Genomic DNA, 22,075 nt, shown 5'->3' on the forward strand with positions numbered 1-22,075 from the left:
AGCCTGTCGAAACTGGAATGACAGGCTGGAAGCCTATCCCACCCATTCTCCGTCTGTTAACCGAATTGCTTGATCATTTTGCCGCCCTCCGCTTTTCTTGTCGGCGATGTTCCATCCCGCTCCAAGAACTTCCCGTGATCGAGCACCAATTGCCGGGTTGCGATCGCGGCCACGTCACTGTCATGGGTGACCATCAGCAGGGTGATGTTCAATTCCTTGTTCAGGCGTTGCAGCAGCGTTTGCACCTGCTCGCTGGTCTCCGCGTCCAGGCTGCCGGTCGGCTCGTCGGCGACAACGACTTGCGGGTGGGCCACGATCGCTCGTGCGATCCCGACTCGCTGCTCTTGCCCGCCGGAGAGTTGGCGTGGGTAATGATCGGCGCGATCGCTCAGCCCAACGGCCTCCAATGCCAACTCGACACGTTGTCGACGTTCGGACGCCGTCAGTTTCAACAGCAATGTGGGAAGTTCCACGTTCTCGTATGCGGTCAGCACGGGAATCAGGTTGTGCGTCTGGAAGATGTAACCGAGGTTCGCCGCCCGCCAGTCGGCCAATTTGCTACGCGACAGCTTCGTCACTTCCGTTCCGGCAACGGTGATCGTGCCCGAATCGGGTCGGTCGATGCCGCTGACCAAATTCAGCAGCGTGCTCTTGCCCGTGCCGCTCGGCCCCATCAATGAAACGAATTCTCCCGCGACGATGTCCAAATCGACTTGATCCAGCGGCGTGATTGTCTCGTCGCCCTTGCGAAAACGTTTAGTTACGCCACGCAGTTCTACCAATGCCATTTAATTGATCCCCATGTTTTGATCGTCGCCCGCCACGCGAACGGTACTGTCTTGTTTCAAGCCTTCCAAGCCGCTGGTGATCAGCTTGTCGGTCACGTTCAATCCCGACTTGATTTCGACCAGTCCATCACCGCTCGACCCGCCAAGTTCCACCGGCCGCTGTCGTGCGATATCGTCGGCGTCCACGACCCAGATGAATGCCCCCGCGTCACCCGATTGAACGAGTCGGCTGGGGACAAACATGCGTTCGCTTTCGGTCGTCTCGTTCTTCGAATTCGCAATCGTCGGCGCGAGGAAAGTCGCCGTGACCAGCATTTCGGGACTGACCGTCGGCGGCGGCTGGATCAATTCCACTTTGACTTCCAAGGTGTTTTTTTGAATGTTCGCGGAACTGGTCAATTGCAGCACGCGGCCTTGGATGACGTCTTCCGAAGACGCCGTTTCAATCTGAACGGGCTGCCCCCGCGTGACCATGGGGACATCTTCCAAGCGGACATCGGCGCGGACTTGCAAGCGATCCGGGTCGTACATCTCGATCACCGTGCTCGAACTGTGGCTGGCGTTTGAAGCCAGTCCCATCACGCGAGTCCCCGGTGCCGCGACCAAGCGTAGTACGCGTCCGTCCATCGGCGCCCGAACGACGTTTCGCCGCAGTGCCAGTTCGGCCTGTCGCAATTGCAATTCCGCTTCATCCCGCAACGCCTCGGCCGATTGCACCTTGGCATCGGCCTCGTGCAGTTGTCGTGTTTCCTCGACCAGCAGTTCAAGTTGCCGCTTCAGCGCGGTCACTTTTTTGTCGAGGGCATCGGATTCACGCTGCAGGTTCGGCCCACGTTGCCGCAGTTCTTGCAGCGTCGCCAGCGATGCGGCGTGATCACTTTCGGCACGCGCGATGATATTGCCGGAGATCGCGCCCTTGGCCGACCGCTTGCCTTCCATGCTGCTTTTGGTGTAGTCGAGATGCGCCTCGGCAGCTTGGATCAAAAACGGCAACTTGGCCAACTCCGTTTGAGCTTTTGCCAACATGCTTTGGGCGTCGGCCAATTGCACCTGCAAATGGACCGGGTTGTCGAAGCGGATTTGGGCGGCGTCGCGTTCGGCGATGGCCCGTTTCAGTTCGCCTTGCCGAATCGCCAACAAGTTCTTTGCCTGCTGGACATTCAGTTCTGCGTCGATCGAGATCAACTTGGCGATCGCTTCGTCTTTCTTGACATGCTGTCCCGCGACCACCAACAATTCTTCGATCACACCCGGCGCCAACGCGGCCACGCTGATCGCGGTAGGCCGGGGCTCGATCCATCCGGGCGCTTGGAACAACGTCGTCCCGGCTTGTTGAACCTCCGCTCGCTTGACGACCACCGGCACGACCGTCACCGAGGGCCGTGGCATCAGCCCCCGGCCTGCGGCGGCAGCCAGCAGGGCAACGAACCCGCACAAGATGCCGATCGGCAGAACGTAGCGCGTGAACCAACGCTTGCGGCGCGGCTTCGTCGGCGTCGCGTCCTCTCGGGGCGAGCGGTCGAGTGCCAGTTGGCTCAGGTCGAGCGGAGTGTTCGCCATGACTACTTGCCCGGTCGCACGAAGACTTGATGGGCCGCAACCGTCAAATTGCCTTGGTCGTCTCGCTGGGCTTTACCGCTGACGACGACGGTTGACAATTCCTTGACGCCGAGAAACTCACGGGCATCTTGGGCAACCGGTTTGCCGGCGTCGTCGACAATTTTGACGGTCGCAATGTTGTCTTTGACCGCATCGGTTTGGCAGCAGTAATCCCAGGGCGTCGGGCATCCCTCGTCGTCGGCACAGTAGGGCACTTTGGGGTCAACGATGGTGAATGCGGCCAGGCCTTCGACAAACGGTTCGCTCGATCCGCCGACCAGGCCGACCAGAGTCACGTCCTGTCCGTCTTCGGTTTTCTCGCGGGCTTCACCGACCGGCATCGCCCCTTCGGGCTCGCTTTCGGCGGCGTACGGCGACGCTGCCGCGGCCGAGTCCGCTGCGGCTTGGCTCGGATCCGACGCGACGTCGGCATTGTCGCTGCATCCGGTCGCCAACAAAAACAACGCCGCCAAACCTACGTTGAAAAACGTCTTCATTCTCAATCTCCTTGGTAAACTTCTAAACTGCTTTCAAACTCGTTGCGACTTGTAATCGCAACGCTTTCAGCGCCGGGGGCAACGCGCCCAAGACGCCCAGTAACAAACCGACGCCGCAGCCGATCAAGATTGCGACGCTGTCGATGCGTAAGGTGAACGCACCCATGGTGAAACGCACGGCCATGCCATTGAGCACGGTCAATGCGATCACGCCCGAGAACAGCGAACCGGCCGCCGCCAACAAGACGGCTTCCTGGACCAGACTGACCAGGATCGCACGCCGGCGAAATCCGATCGCTTGCAGCGTCGCGATTTCACGAACCCGCCCGGCCACCGCGCCGTACATCATGTTCAATCCCGCAAAAACGCCCGCGCCGGACACCAACGCGACGACGAACCAGGCCAGCAATCGTACGGGTTTGTAGTGTTGTTGCAGCGTGGCGTAGTAATCGGTTTCGCGGCTCGCACGCAGTTCCAAATCGGTGCGTTCCTTACAAAATAGCTTGACTTCCGCAGCCGAACTGCCCGGTGACAGGAGCATCGCCGCAAGGCTCAAATCCTGTCGCTTGGTTGCCGTTTGCAAGTCGCCCAGGTTGCACCAGATCTCCGACTCGTACGCCGCACCGCCCGCGGCGAAGCGGCCACGGATCTTCCATGACCGGCCTTCAAACTCGATGGTTTGACCGACCGCCATCGCTTCGTCAGAACTGCCCAGTTTGGCCGCTGCCAAACGGCCGACCATCACTTCACCCGCGCCCGGCCAGTCGCCGTCGGTCAACTTGACCGATCGGCGGACCAGCGGCGCGGCCAACGTGACGCCGCGAACCAGTCCCAAACCGCCGTCGGCCGATTCGTTTTTGACCCGCGTCCCCAGGTACAGTTCGGGCGAGACGTGTGTCACGCCGAACCGTTTGACCGTTCCCTGCAAACTGGCAGTCAACAACGACGGCGTCCGAGCCGCGATCGAAGAGTTTTCAATGTTCTCTTCGGAGTTCACCGAATAGACCAAGACAACGTCCGGGTCACCGCTGACGGACAGGGATTGCTCCATGCCACGAATGAAACCGACGACGACGAATACCAACATCACCACCGTCGCCAAGGCGACGAGTGTCAATGTCGTCCGCACCGGCCGTCGAGCCAGGTTGCGAACACCGTATTCCCAGGGCAGTAACATCGAACGAGAATTTAAACCTTGTACTCGGTAGGTCACGCTGTGCGTGACGGTTGGCTCGGTAGGTCACGCTGTGCGTGACGGTTGGATACAGTTGTCAAGACTTGTTCCCTGGCTCCGCCTGGGAACACACTGTCTTGGAGGCTCTGCCTCCCCGGACCGCCGGCGGAGCCGGCGCTGAATTGCGTTCCCAGGCGGAGCCCTACGCCATGAACGATTTCTCTCCTGTGTTTTAGGAGGTGTTAGCGGCAGGGCGCGAGCCCTCCGGTTCCGCTATCTTTGCCGAAACACCGGAGGGCTCGCGCCCTGCCGCTAACAAATCGTTCACGGCGTCGGGCGGAGCCTGAGAACGAGTCGCGACAGTTGGCATGTACAGCATGCCCTACAGGGGTTCATTCGGTCCGCGATCTGGCGTTCGCGATCAGGGAACATAACGAACGACAGGGGCGCAATCTTCGATCACGCCGCAGGTGTTCATTTCATCTGGCCGGTTCAGATCAGCCAGGATTGATGCGCCACGCGCATATCGCGACCGCAGCGAAGTTGCCCGGTGCAGGCAAACCCGTGTCGCGTCAAGAAGATGTCTTGCCCAGCGGAGCAAGCGACAGGAGCCGATGTCGGTTGTTGCCAACAGATCATCAGATCCGTGTCCGGCAGCTCGGTCTCCGTCTGGATGACAGCCCCTTCGCAGATACAGCTCTGACAATTGCACTCATCACCGCAGGGGGCAGGCAGCTCCGAAACCGGAGCCTGGTCGCAATGCGAACAGCAAGCACACGTCTCCGCCGCGCGCTCACCACCCACCGCCGCCGTCGTTTCGCACGACAGGCAACGCACCGGACACGCCAACAAATTGACGATCAACAGCAGGGCAAGCAGGGGTGAGTTCATATTGTCGATTCTAGCTCTCGGTCTACTCCACGGCAAGCTCGACGGGGCATTCCGACCAAACAAGCAGATCTGGCGTGGCAGCCGCGTCAGATTCACAACAACAGCGACAAACCCTCTTCGATATTCTGGGTGGGGCTTAAACCGCCAAGGGAGTTGCGTTGTGCCGTGACCATCCTACGGTTAGGCCGTTCCGCGTTTATCGGCAGGCACAACCCATTTGGACAGCAAATTCAACTCCATCCTTTTTGGGACACAAGCGAGGGGAACTGTTGGCCATCACAGCCTCTGCGACGCACGACGATCACCATTTCAACCCAGATTCGACTCGGAGAAACACTCTGGTTTATCCATCGCAGCAGTCGCTTCGATAGTTTGACCGGGTTTACGGGGCGACTGCCTCGAGTTTTGGAATCTGCAACACGAATGGGGCTTCTGAAACGACGTTTGGGTAGGCGTAGTTGTCTTTGAAATCATGTTCGGTCAGCCATTCTCTGTTGCTGACTTTGAACAATCGCGGCGGGTAGCCCTCAGGATAGGTCCAGGTGAAGTTGCCATTCTTGTCGGTACTGACTCCGCCGACGCCGACGTCGTCCCACGAAATCGGATGACCGTAGGCGGACCAGCCGACGGCGGGTTGTCCATCGGGAAGCAGCAAACGGCCTTTCAATGCAATCGCCGGAACGTAAACTTCCGCTGGCAGGATCACGACTTGATCGGTCGCCGGGACGGTGTGTTCAACGCCCGATGATCCGTTGCGACCGTCGAACCAAGCGGTACCCTGGTAGCCTTTCGGAATACCGTTGATCCGAACATTGATCGTGCCGGGCAGCACCTTTGCTTCCCACCAGCCATTCTCATCGGTGACGGTCGTGCGACTGGAATTCCATGAACCATTGTGCCGCATCGAGTCGCCCCAGAGCACTCGCAGTTGGACATCGGGCGCAGCTTCGTCGGTATCGCCCTTGACCAGACGCTGCCGAACGGCGACCGCGTCGACGATCTGTGGGCAGACGTCGTCGGTCAGCTTGCGGTGTTCGCCTATTTCCAAACGAGCAATCGACGCGACGCGGACCTTGCGAAGCGAATCAGGAGGCATCGACGCATCGAACGAGACATAGCCTTCGACGATGTGCGGCGCGGTGAAGCTGCCATCGTCGGCAACGCTCACGATCGCTCGACCGGACAGGGGTGGGCGGGCTCCCCGTTCGTACGCTTCGGTTCGGATTTGCAGTTTCAGTCCGCGGTCGCGTTGCGGATCGAAGCCCAAGACTCGTCCCGAGAGCGCGGCGACCGGCCGCAAGGTCAACGTCAGCGGCTCACCATCTTTGGCCCATTGCGACGCCATTCGCGGGTTCAGATACTGAGTCCCGAAGCCGTCTGCGGTGACTGCGATGCCCCGTATACCGCTCGAGGACCAGCCGGCAATTTCGACCGTGCCGTCCTCATCGGTGACGGCTTTTAGTTTCTGCTGGACACGTGCCGGGAAATAATGAGCCGGACGACGGTTCTTGCGGATCGCTTCGGGAATGACTTCGGCTCCGACGACCGGGTTGCCGTCGGGGTCAACAACTTTCACCGCGGCCGTGGCGTCGTCGAGTTTAATTTCCAGGTTGTTCTGTAGGTAGGACCACGTGCAGTTGAGTCGCCGGGCGCCCGATCTGCCGTCTCGGCTTACCGCCCAAAAACTTCCGTCGAATACGAAGTGATCCTTCGGCGCCAACAACAGGGTGAAGCGGCCTTTGCTGTCAGTGGTCGCCTCCATCACAAAGTTTGGCCGCGGCTGGAATGCGGACTGATCCGCCTTGCGTTCGTTGTAGTATTGCGGTTCTACGAACATGCCGACCCAGCTCTTCGCGACCGGTTGGCCGTCGGCGTCGACGACGGTACCGCTGAGGTTGATGACGCCGGCTTCGTTCTTCGGCTTCGGCGGTATGATCGGTGAAACGTCATCGGCGTCCATCAATGTCGGCCGGTCCGCTGCGGCGACGGGGACGCCGTTGACGCTGACCTTCACCGCCGATTTGGGGCCCGGGTAAACGGCAAGGTTATCGAAGCGAACCACGTCCAATCGGCTGCGCCGCAGCGCCAGGACTTTGGGGAACGGTTTCTTTTTGTAGAACGAAAAGATCACCGCGGTGTGGCCGGCCGGGGAATCGGACAATCGCTCGCGCAGTCCGTCGCTCAGCACGTTGTCCAACCAATCACTGTGCACGTCGACACCGGTCGTGAATGGGTCGATCAATTTGGGTTCGTCGTCGTCATTGCCCTGCGTTTGGACCTTCCATGAGTACGCTTGCACGTTCGCAGCGACAACGACCATCCGGTGATCTTCGGGCGCCATGATCACTCGAATCTCGTCGTTTCCGCCCAGCGGCACCGGTTCCCAGTCTTCCTGCGTCACGTGGACTTCGACGTGGGTGTGGTTGCGTCCCAGTTGCGACATCGGGTACTGGATCGGCACCTGGGTGAATTGATCATCAATGGGAACGTACAGCCTGCCATAGGCACCGCTGCCGCCGGATTGCAACGTGAACTCGGTGCCGGTCGGGGCGACGATCTGGATGGCGGCTTCTCGCGTGACGGCCGGCATTTCACCGCCCTCGCGTTTCGGAACCAACGACAGTGGATCAAAGTTTTTCGGCGGATGGAGAATCTCGCCGTTGGGTTGCCAGAACACCTTGGGTTCACCACTATCACGTTTGGGAGACGACGATAGAGAGTTCAGTTCGACCCAACGACGGTCGTCCAGCTTCACACGGATGCCGCTGCCGCTGGGTGGGTAGGCGGCAAAAGACTTATACTTTTCGACTGGCCATGGAACCTCGCTCGGTGCGGCTGTCGACGATGATTGCGTCTGCTGTTCATCAGGCGACGGAGCCATGCCGCCTATCACGGTTAGGTTCTTCTTGGCGGACCGAAGCCGATCGGCAGCCGATTCACTGACCCGAGTCCCCGACACGTTCACCGTTTGCAGCTTGGGCAGATCGTCAATGGCCGCAATCAACCGCTCAATGCCCGCGTCGGTGACCTGTGAGCCGTCAAGATGCAGATCACGCAAGTTCGAGATTGTCACGGCAGAATCGATGGCCGCGTCCGTCAGGTTCGGACTGCTGCACTGCAACCAATAAAGCGTCGGATGATTCTCGAGCGCTCGGAATGACAGGTCGGTAATCTTTGTCGGTCCAAGCCGAATGACCTGCAAGTTTGATTTGCCGCCCAGCGCAGCAAAGCCGACGTCGGTCAGTTCCGGAGCCCACCCGTAGACGAGTTCCAGGTCGTCGCATTCGTCCAGCCAAGCGATACCAGCGTCGTCCATCCTCCAGTCGTATGGTTCCCAATCCGTCAGCTTTGTCAGACCACGCAGGTGTTCGAAGTCGGTCGCGTTGTACCCGTCTTGATTCCACTTCAGAGAACTCACCAGCCGCAACTCGCGGAGATTTGTCAGCTTGCCGACGGAAGCCAAGCAGGCGGTCGTCAGATGATCGGACCGACTGACTCGCAGCTTCTGTAGCGACGTCAGATGCTCGATCGATTGCAGACACTCGTCGTCGACGTATTCGGAACTGAACGCCACACGATGCAATCCCGCCAACGGCTGCAGCAACTGGGTCTCGTCGGGCCGGACGTCGTCCCAGCGGACTTCGGTCAGATAACGCAACGTCTCGCCCGATGGCGCTTCGGCTTCATCATCGAATCGCAGCAGACCGCCTCGGCGTTCAATTTCCGCCACAGCCTCCAATGCCGCCGCAGAGTCCTCTCGCTGCGTCACCCGTTGGCCACTGGGACGCAGGAAAATACGTGTGGGTGTGGTTGCCCGGTCGACGAGGGGTGGTTGTCCGTCGATATCCACGAACGCCCGCGACCCCAGACCTCGCCACACGCTGACGTTGCGAAACATGACGGTGTGCTTGGGAACCGATGTGACGTCGATGGACTCGATCGATCGCCCCGGCGGCACGGTGAATGTCGCGATCAAAGTGCGGCCGCGAGTGTGGTTCGTCGCGCCAATCAGTACGTCGCCCGTTGACGTCAATGCCGTGACGTCAGTTCCATCCGGGACATCGCTGGGAAGCACGATCATCAGAGTCAACCGATCTCCGGTACGAGAACGACCGATCTGGAACGCCGTCTTCTGCACCTCGTCACCGGGTTCGTAGAGGAACCGTTTGTCACTATCGAAACCCGACGGCACGTCGCCGACCGTCACCGTTGCCAGACGTTGTGGCGGACCGGCATACAATGTGACTTCGACGTCATCGACTTCGCGATCGTCTAGAATGTCCATCGTCTGGAGGAAGGATTGTCGCTTAAGTTTTCCGTCCTCATCGCGGAACGTCTTCGACGTTGTGGTGCCGGTTGCATCGACCGGATCGATCCGCACCTTGCTGACGGTCAGATCGGTCGTCTCGGGCACGAAGTGGAAAAACGCATTGAGCTTCTTCTTACCGTCCGACGCCGACCGCAATGGGGGATCAAGATCGACGTCTGGCGGAACGATTCGAGGTGAACCGTCAGCGTGCCAACCGGGGCGGGGGTTTTCGGTTGCATCACGCAGACCGATCAGCGTGATGTTGCCGACTCCGGGAAGCGTTGCCGACAGGGGACGGGGCGGTTGCTGCAACAGCGCGGTCAACGGCAACGGCTCGTCGGCGGGTTGACCGGCCAGGTCCACGCCATCGATCTCGCAGCGGACTTCGCTTTTGATGCCCGGATGCAGCGGCACGTCGCGGATCACGATTTTGCGCGTCGGCTCACGTCGCTGCACAATGACATAGTTGGGTCGGCCATTTTCATTAAGATACGAAACGTCGAGCTTCCGCAGTTTGCCGCCTCTCGACATCGCTCCGGTCCGACTGGTCTTCAGCGGCTGGTGATCGCGGTCGAAGGCGACGATACGCGTGTTGTCGTCGTTCGCACCGGGACCGAAGTCGCCGGTGGCGGTAAAACGCGTGTACTCGGTGACTTTGCGTTCCCAGTCCATGATCACGCCGTTGTTGACTCCACCGGCAAAGTCGAACGTCGCGAAGGTTTTCCATGCGGGCAGATTTAGTTCGACACTGACGTCCGCAGTCTGCTGATCGCGCGGGAATTCTGCCATGCAACTGGCTTGAGCGGTGACGAATGTTTGACTGGAAGAAGTCGTCACTCCGGAGCCGCCGAACCGTTCGCCGGGGACGTCGATGTTAAGCGTCGTTTCCAACGGCATGCGAGCCATCAGGTAAAACTTGCGCGCGATCTTGTCGGATTCTACGTCGTAGCCGCTGGAGTTTGTGCCGGTGAAGGGCGGGTCGATCGTTTCGCCTGCGCCATTCCACACCGCGGGCGATCCATCATCGGAACCACTCTCCGCCTGCTGCCGAACGTAGTCGCCGACGGCTGACAGCTCCACGTAGTAGCCGCCGTCGAATTCGAGCCGGCGGCCCGAGACGGTTGCCACGGCATCACGAGTGTCGGCTTGGGGGTCGACCTGCTGAGTCGTGTTCGACTGATCGTCCTCGGCGACAGCGTCGGAAAGTACGGCGAGCGTGCCCGTCGCCGCCAGCAGCCCCAAAACGCACAAACCCGCGATCCACGAACGGCGTGACACACGATCCTCGCGCGGGTTGCCAGCCAGCCGCCGAATCCGGCGCAGCAGATTGCCGCCGTCCGCCGCAGACATCAGCGTCGGGGGAATCAACACGGTTGCCGCCGATTCGTCGACCTGTTCGTTGACGGCGGCCACTGCGACCAACGCCCGAGCGAGATCGGAGGCGTCGCACTGCGCTGCCAAAGCGATGTCGTCGCAACAATGTTCGCGCTCGGTGCGGACGACTCGTGACACCCACCAGACGACCGGGTGATAAAACAGAACGGTTTCAATGGTCGTCTGCAGCACGTTGACGGCATAGTCGTAGCGCCGCACATGGGCGAGTTCGTGCGCAAGGATCGCGCGCACCTGCTGATCGCTGAGCCCCGTGACGGCCGACACCGGCAAAAGGACGATGGGACGGAAATACCCCACGACCGATGGCACCTTCACCAAAACAGATTGAGCGACGCGTGCCGCCTGGGAGGCGCCAATCGATGTTCGCAACTCTTCAAAGGCACGCCGCACGGCAATCGGTACCTCAGATCGACCTTCACGTGCCACCCGACGAGCCGCCCGCCATCCGGCCAGCAATCGGAGGGTCATCAACAGTGTGCCGGTCAGCCACACGGCCACCGCCCCCGGCAGCCAGGGAAGAATGCGTTCGGCCAATCCGGCAGCAGCAGGGGGCGCGTCGACGCCCGCGCGAATCTCATCAACAGCATCCGGCGCCGGCGGTTGGGCTGAACCCAAGGCATTCGTCGGTGCAGTTGCGATGATCGTCGCATCGCCCGGATCGCCACTTAGCTCCATCGCCGGCCGATCGCTTTCCTCGAACGCAACTGCGAAATCGTCATCTGGCCGTTCGCCTTGGTCAACGGCAAGACGATCACCTTGCTCGGTCAAATCGAAACCGCCAGACAGATCGGTCACTGCCGAGTCCGTCGGCAAGGCCGCCGCGGGGAAATCAATCCACAGTACGGCGCAAGCCGGCACAAGAATCATCGTCAACAGACTCGCCAGGCCGGCGCCATACCGCACGCGAGACCATGACGCCGGCGTTGCCAGTAACACAAGACCAAACACGGCCGCCGGAATTAGCAAGAGCCAAAGCGAATGCACGAGCATCCAGCCGAGCACATCGACCCACGTCTCGGCACGCGGTGAGCCGTAAAGGTCATTCAGCCGGCCGAAGAGATTTGTGTTCATCGTTGCTCCTCCAGCTTTTCAATCAGCTCCCGAATCTCCTGCAAGTCTTCCTTCGACGGCTTTCCGCCGGACAATGCCTGCATGGCCAATGACACGGCCGACCCGTCGAATGCTTTTTTCACCAGCCGAGTGACAAGCCCCTTCTGAGCCCTCCGCTCGCTGACCGCCGCGACGAAGGTCTGGGGTCTGACGCTGTCGTCGCGACGTACCAATCCCTTCTCCAGCATCAGCGACAGCATTTTGACGGTGGTGGAGTAATTTTTTGCTTGGTCGGCATGAACGGCATTGTGAATCACCCGAGCGGTCGCGCCAGGCTGCTTCCACAAGACCTGTAAAATGCGCAGTTCCACGTCGGTGGGGGCGATCGAATCCGGCATCAAAAAACACCTCAATGCGGCGATAAATAGCGAAACGCTTCGCCATTTGTAGCGAATCGTTTCGCCATCACAACCATTTTCTCGCCGGATTCACCTTAAAAGGCGACATTCGCAAGAATGACAACCCGCCGGCGTCGCACTTCATCGGCACCCCTAACCGCTACTATGGGCTGCGTCGAACTAAAGACTTTTCATTGGTTTGTCGAGCGTTCGGCCACGACGGTTCCTGACATTTACGTATAACTGACAGACCTCTATCCCAAGGAATGAAAGATGGCATCAGCGGAACGTAACGCGATGAACCGACGAGATCTTTTGGCGTTGCTGGCTGCGGCGACATGCAACGTGACTCTAGCGGGCGCACAACCGACGGCCCCGAAACACATTTTGCTGCGATCGTCGTGGCAGACCGTCAATATCGGCGACATCGCGCACACTCCGGGCGTGCTGCGGATCCTGGAGACGCACCTTCCCGAGGTGCAGGTCACGTTGTGGCCCAGCAAGGTGGACAACGGTGTGGAAGAATTATTGTTGTCACGATTCCCCAAGCTGCGGATCGCCAAGGGAGCGGATCAGCTCATGGCCGCGTTTGCAGAGTGCGATTTTCTGTTGCACGGATCGGGGGCGTCCCTGGTCGCGCAGCGCGATGTCGTTCGTTGGGCTGAGGAAACCGGCAAGCCGTACGGCATCTACGGGATCACGCTGCCGCCGAAGAAATCCAGTTCGACCCAAGCGACCTCGGCGGCGGCGATGACCGAAACGATTCGCGTGCTCAGCGGAGTCGCGTTCGTGTTCTTTCGTGATTCACACTCGCTCTCGCTCGCCAAAGACAAAGGCTGCACGGCGCCGATCATGCAGTTCGGCCCCGACGGCGCGTTCGCCTGTGACCTCCGCGATGACCGGCGTGCGGAGGCGTTTCTGGCCAAGCACGGTTTGGAAACCGGCAAGTTCCTGTGCTGTATCCCCAGGCTGCGTTACACGCCGTATTGGTTGATCAAAGACCGTCCGTTTGATCCCGTCAAGCACGCCCGTAATGAAGAGATGAAGGAGCACGATCACGCTCAACTGCGGGCGGCAATCATCGAGATCGCCAAGACGACCGACTTGAAAGTGTTGCTCTGTCCCGAAGACCAAACGCAGATGCAGGTGGGCAAGGACGTGATCCTGGATCACCTGCCGGCCGACGTCCGCGAGCGCGTGGTCTGGCGGCCGAACTATTGGTTAACCGGTGAAGCGGTCAGCGTCTATGTCCGCAGTGCGGGGCTGTTCGGCAACGAGATGCATTCGCCGATCATGTGCATCGGCCACGGGGTTCCCGCGATCGTCTGCCGCTGGGCCGAACAGACGTCCAAGGGATACATGTGGGACGACATCGGATTAGGTGAATGGCTGTTCAACCTAGACGACCCCGCTGACGTGCCCAACATTGTCCCGGCCATCCTCGAGATGGCCCGCAACCCGGCGTCGGCGCGACAGAAAGCACAGGCGGCGCAACAGCGAGTCCAGCGCCACCAAGCCGAAACGATGGCGATCCTGCGTGACGAGCTGGTGTGAATCGCGCGGGAATAGAAAAACGTCACGGTCGGCAGCCTGTTGGAGAGACGGCGTATCAATGATGGTTGATCGTTTCCGACTACGGTTGGGTGCCACCGGAAAGCCGCGTGTGGGAACACCTTATCGGCTAGCAAATCTCTGAGTGTGTATCACGATTGGAGGGTGGGAGCATTCAGCGATTATGGCGGCCCAACCAACAACTCTGCGACGCGAATCACGACGCCGCTCTATCAGAACCTCACCAATTGGAATGAGGAGTAGTGATGCCGGACGCCTGGTCGTTAAGGATTGAACGTAAAATAAGTGTCGGATCCTACGAGTGGGATAGGCTTCCAGCCTGTCATTCCAGCGTCGACAGGCTGGAAGCCTATCACACTTATTTTCCGTGCGTTGTTAAGTACTCGCGTCGTCAACTCTGCCGGCTACCGGTCGACATGGCTGCGGTGAGCATTGGATCCAGTCCCGTTGCCGATCCGGAAATCGCGGCCAGGACCGACCCCGATGGCCGAGTCGACTTGAGCCTCCCATCGGCAGGGGAGTAGGAATGAATCATGAATGCAGATGGGCATGGGCGTTTTTCGAAAAAGATAGCGGCGAGTCGTGACAGGGTTGAAACAGAGATCCGACTGTTTGATTAATGTGTATCAAAGTGAGTGTCCCTGGATTCCGTCTGGATTGTCCGATCCTGTTTTGAGAGGGCGTATGATGTCGCTACGAATTTGTTCGATTCTCTGTTTGATTGCTGTGTTGGTATCGCGAAGTGACGCCGTCGAACCCGTGACGAGCAAGCGGCCCGTTCTCGGCGTTGCCGGAGTGCTTTACGAGTTTTCCACTAACAATGACACGGGGGTTCTAGTAACCAATGTGATTCCAGGTTTTCCCGCAACCAACCTTTGGGAGGTGAAAGGCAAACCGGATGGTCAGAAGTTCAAGTTGGTTCCCGATCAGGACGTAATCGTGGAAATTGACAAGATTGCCATCAAGAATTTTCACCAGCTTCGAGAGTATCTGCGGTCACTCACGCAAACGAAACCGGAGGTGCCAATCGTCATTGTTCCAAAAGTGGGAGGAGAGAGGAAACAGTACTTTACGCAGTTGGTGGTGACGCCGTAGCTGTAAATCATGCGCAAGTTCCACGGCGACTGAAAGCCTGGATAGAGCTTGTATATGGTGATTCGCCGTCTAAACTCGGACCTGGGGGGAGTCAACGTGTCCACGTTTGTTCTGCTTCATCGATATTATCAAATCAGGTGAAACGATGTTTCTTTTAGCCGGCTTCCTTTTCTTGACGGTCATCAATCAGCAATCGCCATCTACTGGTGCTGTGGAGCCGCTGCCTGTACCTGCAAAGCAGCCGGCGTCGAGAAGTAAACCAGCGGGCAGTCTTGTTTCGAATCCCCCATCTGCAGCCGCATTCGAAATTACGCCAAATACCGAAGAGACGACAAACGACCGCCATAGATCACAGCCAATCATTCCGGATCATCGATTCAAGTCAGCGGACCAGTTTCACGGCGTGATGCCAAATCTGTCTTCTCCCGGTGCGGATCTTCCCGCATCGAGCGGCTTGCCGGTGCCGGGAGGCGGGACGGCAAGACTGCGTCTTTACGTGCCCAGTGGCGCGTACATTACGATTGACGGCCGGCCGACGCGTAACCGGGTTTGGAACAAACATCGGCACTTCCTGATTTCTGACATCGGCCCACGGGGTCGCAAGGTCACCATCCGAGTCGGCCTGCGTGACGAGAATTGCGATTGCGACACTCAGGATTGTCGGTGCGAAATGGGTCTAGTGGGCGACATGGGGGATCTGGATTGCTGTGGCCATCGCTTGAAGGTTTGTTGCAAAACGGCGTACCTGTTGCCGGACGATGACGAATACCTGTCGTTCGATAGCTTGTCGCTTGATACGTCTTCGTCAACTTCGATCTTGCCGACTCTCGGATTCACCGTCCTCAGTGAGCAGGAATTCGGCCCCGAATTGATTCAGTCGGCATGCCAGGCCATCGCGAACGATCACGCTCCGCAACAACTCACGCGAACCGAAGACGCAGCCCAGCTTGCCCCACAAAGGGAACCGGATGTTAGCATCTCCGTCGAAATTGAATCGCCGGTCGACTCGTCGAATACTCAAGAACCGGTGGACGTGAATGAGGAAGCGTCCGGTCCCCCAGTCACCATACGGACATCCAGAACACTCGAGACGTGGAATACGTACAATGCCACCAGCAAGTCGTTGCACACGATCGATACCATGGAAACAAAACTGATGATCATGGGGCAACCTGAGGTTCTCAAATCGTACCATCAGACGGATCATGCGATCGATCGTCCCCATGCGCCAAACCCCGATCAGCCCGCGGGAATGCGAGAACATCGTCGGGAGGTTTGGATCGAACACACGCCGAGCGTTCAATAGTCCGTTCCACAATCGCCGGCGGCAAAGCGACTCGAGCTGAATACAACCAGCAGGAGCGAACCCATGCCACGAAAATCTTCGTCACGAACCCAGTAAAAGGCGATGCGGAAGAAAAGAACAACCAGGAAGAAGTCGGACGGAAGTCCGCGACGAACGAAGGCATCCAAGCCATCGTCGACTCAGAAGAAAGCAAGGTCGCGTCAATCGAAAACCAGCGGGGCAAGCATGAATCAATCACCGGATGATCAAATCGATAACGTGTCTCCGGGTTACCATTCCGCACCCGACGTGACAGTCGATCCGGATCACGTCGTGGCATTGCTCATGCAAGTGTTGGCCAACGGGCCCCTGCCCAAGGAGATTGCACGCGCGGTGATTGAAGTCAATTTCCCGCTCGCAGGCGCTGCCGCGTCAGCGGTGTTTGCGGAAATCTTCACGACTGCGGCGACCGATCCGACTGCAACGCCGTTTTGTTTGCGGTTGATCAATTCTCAAGTCTTTCTGTCACTCAACGATGCTTCAGTCACGAGAGAGGCCGGGACGCGATCGACACGTTCTGCTCGCCGGTCGGTGGGGCCCTCTGCGATGCCCAGTTTTTCAGTCAGCCCGCTCGGCGCCGCGCCGTTAGAGGCTCTGAGACCGGCACAGACAGACAAGGAAATCGTGATCGACGTCCTTGAGAAACGCATCGCGAAACTGGAAGGTCCCGTGCCGTTCAATGATGCGAAGACTCGCGTGCTCAATCACCAGGGATTTTCGGGAGGCGAGCGTGAGTTTGAGGACATCGTCTTTGATCTCGTTGACAACGACAAGGCTTACCGATTCGCTCAAGCCGCCAACGGTGAAATCGGACTCGTTAATGCTTGAGGACGATTTGTGCTTACGGTGAGTTCAACAGCATCTGCTGAAATCCGGGAACCGCATGATCGATTTGAGCCGGCACAGTCTCTGGAGAATAGGTTTCCGTTTCAAATTGCTGAGGCACTCTGCGACGATAGTCGTAGGGAGGGTCTCGCATTTCGGTCGGTCGACGATCAAGGTGCATGAATCCGCGGCCACTCGGATCGTCGTCCGGTTCCAGTTCGGGATGCACGTACCCGCCCGGATGATACGGTGAAGGATCGGTTTGGCGATGGTACAGATCGGGACGGTTGAAACGAGAGTCCTTCTTGTTGAGACCCAATACGTCATCGACGGTACGTGTGGTGTTCTCAAAGACCGAATTCTTGACGGTTTGTTGGCGTCCCCGTACGACATGCTCGCTGTCACGGACGGAGATATGATTGAGATCCACAACGCTGGGTGCCCAGCGTAATCCCATCACGTCGAAGACGGTCGGGTAGACCACCGATTGTGACAGGATGATATTTTCCTGGATCGCGGATTCCGCACTCGGTGCCGGTCGGAACAAGGCCCCGACGCCGGGAATGTCTTGGAGAAGCGGTACGCCTTGCGACGTTCGCGCCGTCTTGAGCGCGACTTGGTAACGACTGACGCGACGCAATTCAAAGCTGGTCGTTTGGACTTGTGTGTCAATGAAGTGACGCTTCACCCGTCCCAGGTGTTTCTCGTCCGCTTGAACCGGTTCGCGAACGTTGGTCGTGTACATGTAATTGAAGTCGTACACGACGGAGATTCCGTCGGGTTGAATGACCGGACGGATTTCATAGCCCGTTCCGGTTTCGATCTTGTAAACACTGGGATCAGGCACGAGCGATTGAAGGGCTGCGCCTGATTGTTGGTCGGGAACCTGTGTGAAACCCATTTGCTGTTCGTCGCCCGAGCTGGGCAGACCGGGAAGCACGTCTTGAACCTTTCCGTTTGACGGTGCGCCACCCATCATTTGAAACGCAGCCAGGAAAGTCGGGTCCTGCAAAAGCGGACCAAAGTCCTGGGCGATCGCCTTGGCACCATCGAGCGCTTCGACGATCGCGATATTGCGTTTGGGAAGATCGAATTCCATCGTCGCGGCGGGGCTGACTTTCGCAAACGCGCGGTTGTTGGTCAGCACCGACGTCCGTTCAATCTGGCCAAAGGTAACATTCATGTGCCGCGCGGCACCGCGGATCCGAACGAACGCCGGATCATAAAATTGAACTTGGAAATCATCTTCGAGGGCCACCGAAAGGCGTTTGAGGTAACCGTCCATGGCGGCGATTCGCGCCCGAGTCCCTTCGAGCAGATCGATGACTTTTTCTTCCTGCTCTTGGATCAGAAAATCGAGCAGTTTGCGACGTTCCAACGAACTTCGCGTTTGCCGAAGAAACTCTTTGGCGTTTTCGTATTGAGCTTCGACTTTGGCAAGCTCCAGGGAGTCCTCGTAAATGGTATCGGCGATATCGAAGATGCTCACTTCGTGAGGATCGGGATCGAGTAGCATCTTTTCCAACTCTTTCAAGTCTTCATAGTTGCGGCTCAATGTCTCAAAATCGAGATTCGACGGTTCGGCGGCGGCACTCATCTTCGAAAACGCTTTTTCCACCTTCGTCCAATACTCCTTCGTTTCGTCAAAAACGATCTTTGCACCTGCGACCAAGTCATTCTGAACGCCGGGTTGGCGTAAGACCTCCGACCGGATGCTCCGCCAACCTCCCTCGTTCGCATTAAGAGCGCGTTGGGACAGAGATTCAAGCGACTCAAGCGCAGAAAGTAAGTTCTGAAGGTTTCGGGTCCGGGGTGAAGCATAGGATGCAAGGACCTTCGTGCTCCGTATTTGCTTGAGCAACTCCTCGATGCTCATTCTTGTTGCAACGGTCGGACTCGGGCTATTTAGTATTTCGAGAAGCGCCAAGTTGATGGTTCCTGTGCCCTGTTTACTCCACTGCATGATTAAATTGGTGACCCGCTCTTCTCCGACTTCCAAGCTGCGCCGAATCTGAGCTCCCACACCCAGACCTTTAAACCTCGATTCCACCAAGTCCTGCGCCGCGGATAAACGTTCGTCTTGTGTCCTTCTTGCCAAATCGAGGACCCGTGGTCGCAAGCTATTCGCTGCGGCTTCCTCGTCGTTGATTTGATTGAGCACGTTGTCTTCGATCATCGTGCGTTCGATCAATCTTTGTTTCAACTCCAGTTCGGCCACCAAACGGGATTTGAAGATCTGGGCCAGTCGGATAAATTCTCGCTGCATCGGATTGAGTGTGTCGCTGGAGCCTTCGTATCCGGCGAATCCTCCACATGCCAGCTCCATTGCGCCAAAGAAATTCATCACGTGGGTGAAATGATAGCGTTGAACGTTGTTGAGCGAGATGCCTTCGATTGAGCACTGTTCGGCATGCTCTCGTGTGTGATGCGGTAGCCAGAATCGAGTCTTGTGCGGAAAGACTTCGGCGGATCGCCGGAGGTTAAATTCCGCCTGTACCAAATCGTTCCGGACCATCATCATGAATTGTGCGAGGATCCGTTGACGCACATCGTTTTTTGCCAGGGCAAGCACAAAGAGCGCTTGATGTAGACTGATCGTGTCCATCGAGTGCAGACCCAACACCTTATTTTCGCTGTTCAGAAACTCCGAATCCATTTCGTAGAGTTCGTCGATGAAGTCGCGGCCAAAAAACGCGTACAAGTACTTGCGGTCGCGATCGATCTGATAGTGACCACCCTGGTCGCTTTCGATGGCAATTCGCGTCGCTTCCTGTTGAACCGCGCTTCGAAGCAACATCAGCGAATGTGAGACAAGTCCGCGTGAGATCTTCAAGTGCGCATCGATCTTACCAACCGGCTTTTCCATTTTGGCACCGTCTTCACCGTTGACCTGGACGGTGATGACATCGACCTTGACCTGACCCACCGGGGCATCGATCTGGTGGATCATTGTGCGAATGGCGTCGATTCCTTTGCTGGGTCCTCGCAATTGGATCAGCCCCTCTCCGATCACGCTGATGGAAACTTGGGCGACTGGGTCAACGGTGTACAGTTCCGCGGCAGCGTAGGTGTCGGGATCTTCGTGGGCGGCAGCAACTTCGGCTCGAAATTGATTCTTCTTTTGAAGTTCTTCCTGTTCTGCCAGGTTTAATGCCGCTTCGTTGGACGCTCTTGCGTCCTTTCGCAAGCTTTTGACCTGACCTTCAATGTCGATTTGCTGCTTCTGGAGCACTTCGATCTCGCCGATCCGCGCGTCCAGTCGATCATTCGCCCTCAGCAGACTGTTGATTCGTGACTCGAGTGTACTCGGGCGCGCGTTTTCGAAGCGTTCGCTTGGCTCGGTGGCAGCCGTCGCCTCTTCACCTTCAAGCATCCATGAAGCATTCTTAAACGATGCGGGATCGCGGTTGCTTACAAATTCATCTGCTGTCGGCGAAGGATCCCCTGGCTGGCCAGGATCCGCTGGCGAGGGTTGTGCTCGGAGTTGTTCTTTGAGGATTTCGATCGCTTCTTCGTTGCGTTGCTTCTGACGCAATGCTTCTGCTTTGTCACGGCTCAAGCTTGCTTCACGCCGACGCGCATCCTCCAACCGATTCTCGGACTGACGAAGGTCTTCGGCATCTCGTGCGGCCTCGCGTTCAGCAGCACGTCGCTGAAGGGTCAATTGTTCTGCATCGTCTCGAGCGTCGGAAGCCCGTTGTTCTGCCTGGGTCACCGCTGCATAATTCAGGGATCGAACATTGCGGTTGACGAGTTGGGCGACGCGATGGGCGTCGCGAAAATAAAACAATCGTACGACGGCGGTCTCGACCTTGTCGGCGGGATTAATACGACGCTCGGTGATTGGCTGCGGCGCCGTGGGTAAGAATTCAGGGAACTCGACACGCTTGCCCGCGGGCCGCGGAGGGTAAACTTCCACGATCTGTTCTTGTGCCGCCCCGACAAGCCCGCTGCCACCGGCGACATTTCCGTGTTCATCTGTGATTGCAGGCGTCGTGGGTCTTGCCGGATCTTGGTCACCCGATTGATCTGCCTTCGGAATGGTGATTCGGTAGACGCCGTAATTGAGTTGGTCGAATTCAAGCTGGATCACTTTCTTCTCGACGCCAAGAACGGAGATCGTTTGCAGCGTTGGTGATTTGCTAAGATCGACCTGCTTGAGCGAATTGTTGTCGGAGAAACGCTCGATGCGGTACAGATTCGTATCGGTGATGGATTCCTTCTTGATGTCGTTGGTGGAAAACGCGAGTAAAATTTTGGGACCCAACAGCACACCATCCATTGAATTCGTCCCATCGATTTTCGCGTTGACGAGCTGGGGCCCGATCGTGTCAACATCGATTGTGAATTCCTTGATCAGCTCAGGTCGAGGGAACTTATCGTACAGGGCGACGACTTCGATGGTCACTTTGCCCTGATTGCGGATATCTCTGAGTTCGAAGTCCCCCACAACGGACGAATCCGTTTTGGGGAGTTGAATCAGGTCAGCCACTCGAGAGCCGCCTTTTTTTCGAATTTCGATCACGCCGGTATCGATCGTATCGGCTACCGTGCCCGCGACAGCGATGGAGAGTTTGACTTTGCCGTCTTGGTAATCAACGCCAAGGCGTCCCGCCCGGGTTTGGAGAGCTGCTTCATCGAGCGGGGTCGTATCATTGACGTTCTTTGTGATTTGGATTTGGAAGCTGCTGAAATTTGTGGCGGGTTCGTTGGTCGCGGTGGTCGGAATTGGGGCCGGGGGATTCGGTGAATCTTGCGTTACAGCACTGGCAACGGCGACGAGTTGATTGCCGTTTCGCGTGGTGGAACCTGACGGCAACCAGCCATTGACAGGAATGACACGCCCCGGACCGACCTCGTTGTGCGCGGCGCGACGAATCATGTTCGGTTGGGAGTCGTCGGCCGATGCCACCGCTCCACCTTCAGCACCGCGCCATTGATGCAGGATGGGCGGACTGCCTGCGACTGCGACGACTTCCGTTTCGGATGAACGGCCGGATTGACCTTGGTGTGCATTTCCTCGACCCAGCAAGACCAGCACGCCGACGACGACAAGCGTCAAGGAAGCAAGCGATTTAATCACCACATGGGTATTGAACATGGTTTTGCTGCTAGGGTTACTTCGGCAAGCGTGTTG

13 protein-coding genes are annotated in these 22,075 nt (G+C 57.9%); 4 read left to right on the plus strand and 9 right to left on the minus strand.

Annotated elements, in window-relative coordinates:
* Positions 1-56 precede the first annotated feature (56 nt).
* The 7 genes from Enr13x_RS03930 to Enr13x_RS03965 all read right to left on the minus strand — a co-directional run bounded on the left by Enr13x_RS03930 (position 57) and on the right by Enr13x_RS03965 (position 12,101).
* Positions 57-788: an ABC transporter ATP-binding protein gene (locus Enr13x_RS03930; protein ID WP_145384794.1), complete on the minus strand. Its 732-nt coding sequence runs from the start codon at positions 786-788 to the stop codon at positions 57-59.
* The gene (locus Enr13x_RS03935; protein ID WP_145384795.1) at positions 789-2,348 is read right to left on the minus strand and encodes an efflux RND transporter periplasmic adaptor subunit; all 1,560 of its coding nucleotides are present in this window, start codon (positions 2,346-2,348) and stop codon (positions 789-791) included.
* Between the two features lie 2 nt (positions 2,349-2,350).
* Positions 2,351-2,884: a hypothetical protein gene (locus Enr13x_RS03940; protein ID WP_145384796.1), complete on the minus strand. Its 534-nt coding sequence runs from the start codon at positions 2,882-2,884 to the stop codon at positions 2,351-2,353.
* A gap of 22 nt (positions 2,885-2,906) precedes the next feature.
* Positions 2,907-4,061 carry an ABC transporter permease gene (locus Enr13x_RS03945; protein WP_145384797.1) on the minus strand — a complete coding sequence of 385 codons (1,155 nt, stop codon included), beginning with the start codon at positions 4,059-4,061 and terminating at the stop codon, positions 2,907-2,909.
* 489 nt (positions 4,062-4,550) lie between these two features.
* Entirely contained in the window at positions 4,551-4,949 is a 399-nt protein-coding gene (locus Enr13x_RS03955) for a hypothetical protein (RefSeq protein WP_145384799.1), read from the minus strand.
* Between the two features lie 382 nt (positions 4,950-5,331).
* Positions 5,332-11,724: a M56 family metallopeptidase gene (locus Enr13x_RS03960; protein ID WP_197455763.1), complete on the minus strand. Its 6,393-nt coding sequence runs from the start codon at positions 11,722-11,724 to the stop codon at positions 5,332-5,334.
* The gene (locus tag Enr13x_RS03965; protein ID WP_145384800.1) at positions 11,721-12,101 is read right to left on the minus strand and encodes a BlaI/MecI/CopY family transcriptional regulator; all 381 of its coding nucleotides are present in this window, start codon (positions 12,099-12,101) and stop codon (positions 11,721-11,723) included. Before Enr13x_RS03965 ends, Enr13x_RS03960 begins: the two co-directional genes overlap by 4 nt.
* Positions 12,102-12,398: 297 nt before the next feature.
* Between Enr13x_RS03965 and Enr13x_RS03970 the strand changes: the two genes are divergently transcribed.
* The 3 genes from Enr13x_RS03970 (at position 12,399) to Enr13x_RS03980 (ending at position 16,074) form a co-directional block, all read left to right on the plus strand.
* Positions 12,399-13,655 (plus strand): polysaccharide pyruvyl transferase family protein, encoded by a 1,257-nt coding sequence (locus Enr13x_RS03970; protein ID WP_145384801.1) that lies wholly within the window; start codon positions 12,399-12,401, stop codon positions 13,653-13,655.
* Between the two features lie 675 nt (positions 13,656-14,330).
* Positions 14,331-14,768: a PDZ domain-containing protein gene (locus tag Enr13x_RS03975; protein ID WP_145384802.1), complete on the plus strand. Its 438-nt coding sequence runs from the start codon at positions 14,331-14,333 to the stop codon at positions 14,766-14,768.
* 406 nt (positions 14,769-15,174) lie between these two features.
* Positions 15,175-16,074 carry a hypothetical protein gene (locus Enr13x_RS03980; RefSeq protein WP_145384803.1) on the plus strand — a complete coding sequence of 300 codons (900 nt, stop codon included), beginning with the start codon at positions 15,175-15,177 and terminating at the stop codon, positions 16,072-16,074.
* Here the strand turns inward: Enr13x_RS03980 and Enr13x_RS37675 are convergent.
* On the minus strand, positions 16,068-16,241 hold the full coding sequence (locus Enr13x_RS37675; RefSeq protein ID WP_197455765.1) for a hypothetical protein: 174 nt from the start codon (positions 16,239-16,241) through the stop codon (positions 16,068-16,070). The two genes, Enr13x_RS03980 and Enr13x_RS37675, sit on opposite strands and share 7 nt — an antisense overlap.
* Before the next feature lie 58 nt (positions 16,242-16,299).
* Here Enr13x_RS37675 and Enr13x_RS03985 point away from each other — a divergent pair, with 58 nt between their 5' ends.
* Positions 16,300-16,941 carry a hypothetical protein gene (locus tag Enr13x_RS03985; RefSeq protein WP_145384804.1) on the plus strand — a complete coding sequence of 214 codons (642 nt, stop codon included), beginning with the start codon at positions 16,300-16,302 and terminating at the stop codon, positions 16,939-16,941.
* 13 nt (positions 16,942-16,954) lie between these two features.
* Here Enr13x_RS03985 and Enr13x_RS03990 read toward each other — a convergent pair whose 3' ends face one another.
* A complete protein-coding gene (locus Enr13x_RS03990; protein ID WP_145384805.1) occupies positions 16,955-22,039 on the minus strand; it encodes a hypothetical protein in 5,085 nt (1,694 codons plus the stop codon).
* Positions 22,040-22,075: the final 36 nt, after the last annotated feature.

The organism is Stieleria neptunia, assembly GCF_007754155.1.
Classification (GTDB): Bacteria; Planctomycetota; Planctomycetia; order Pirellulales; family Pirellulaceae; genus Stieleria; species Stieleria neptunia.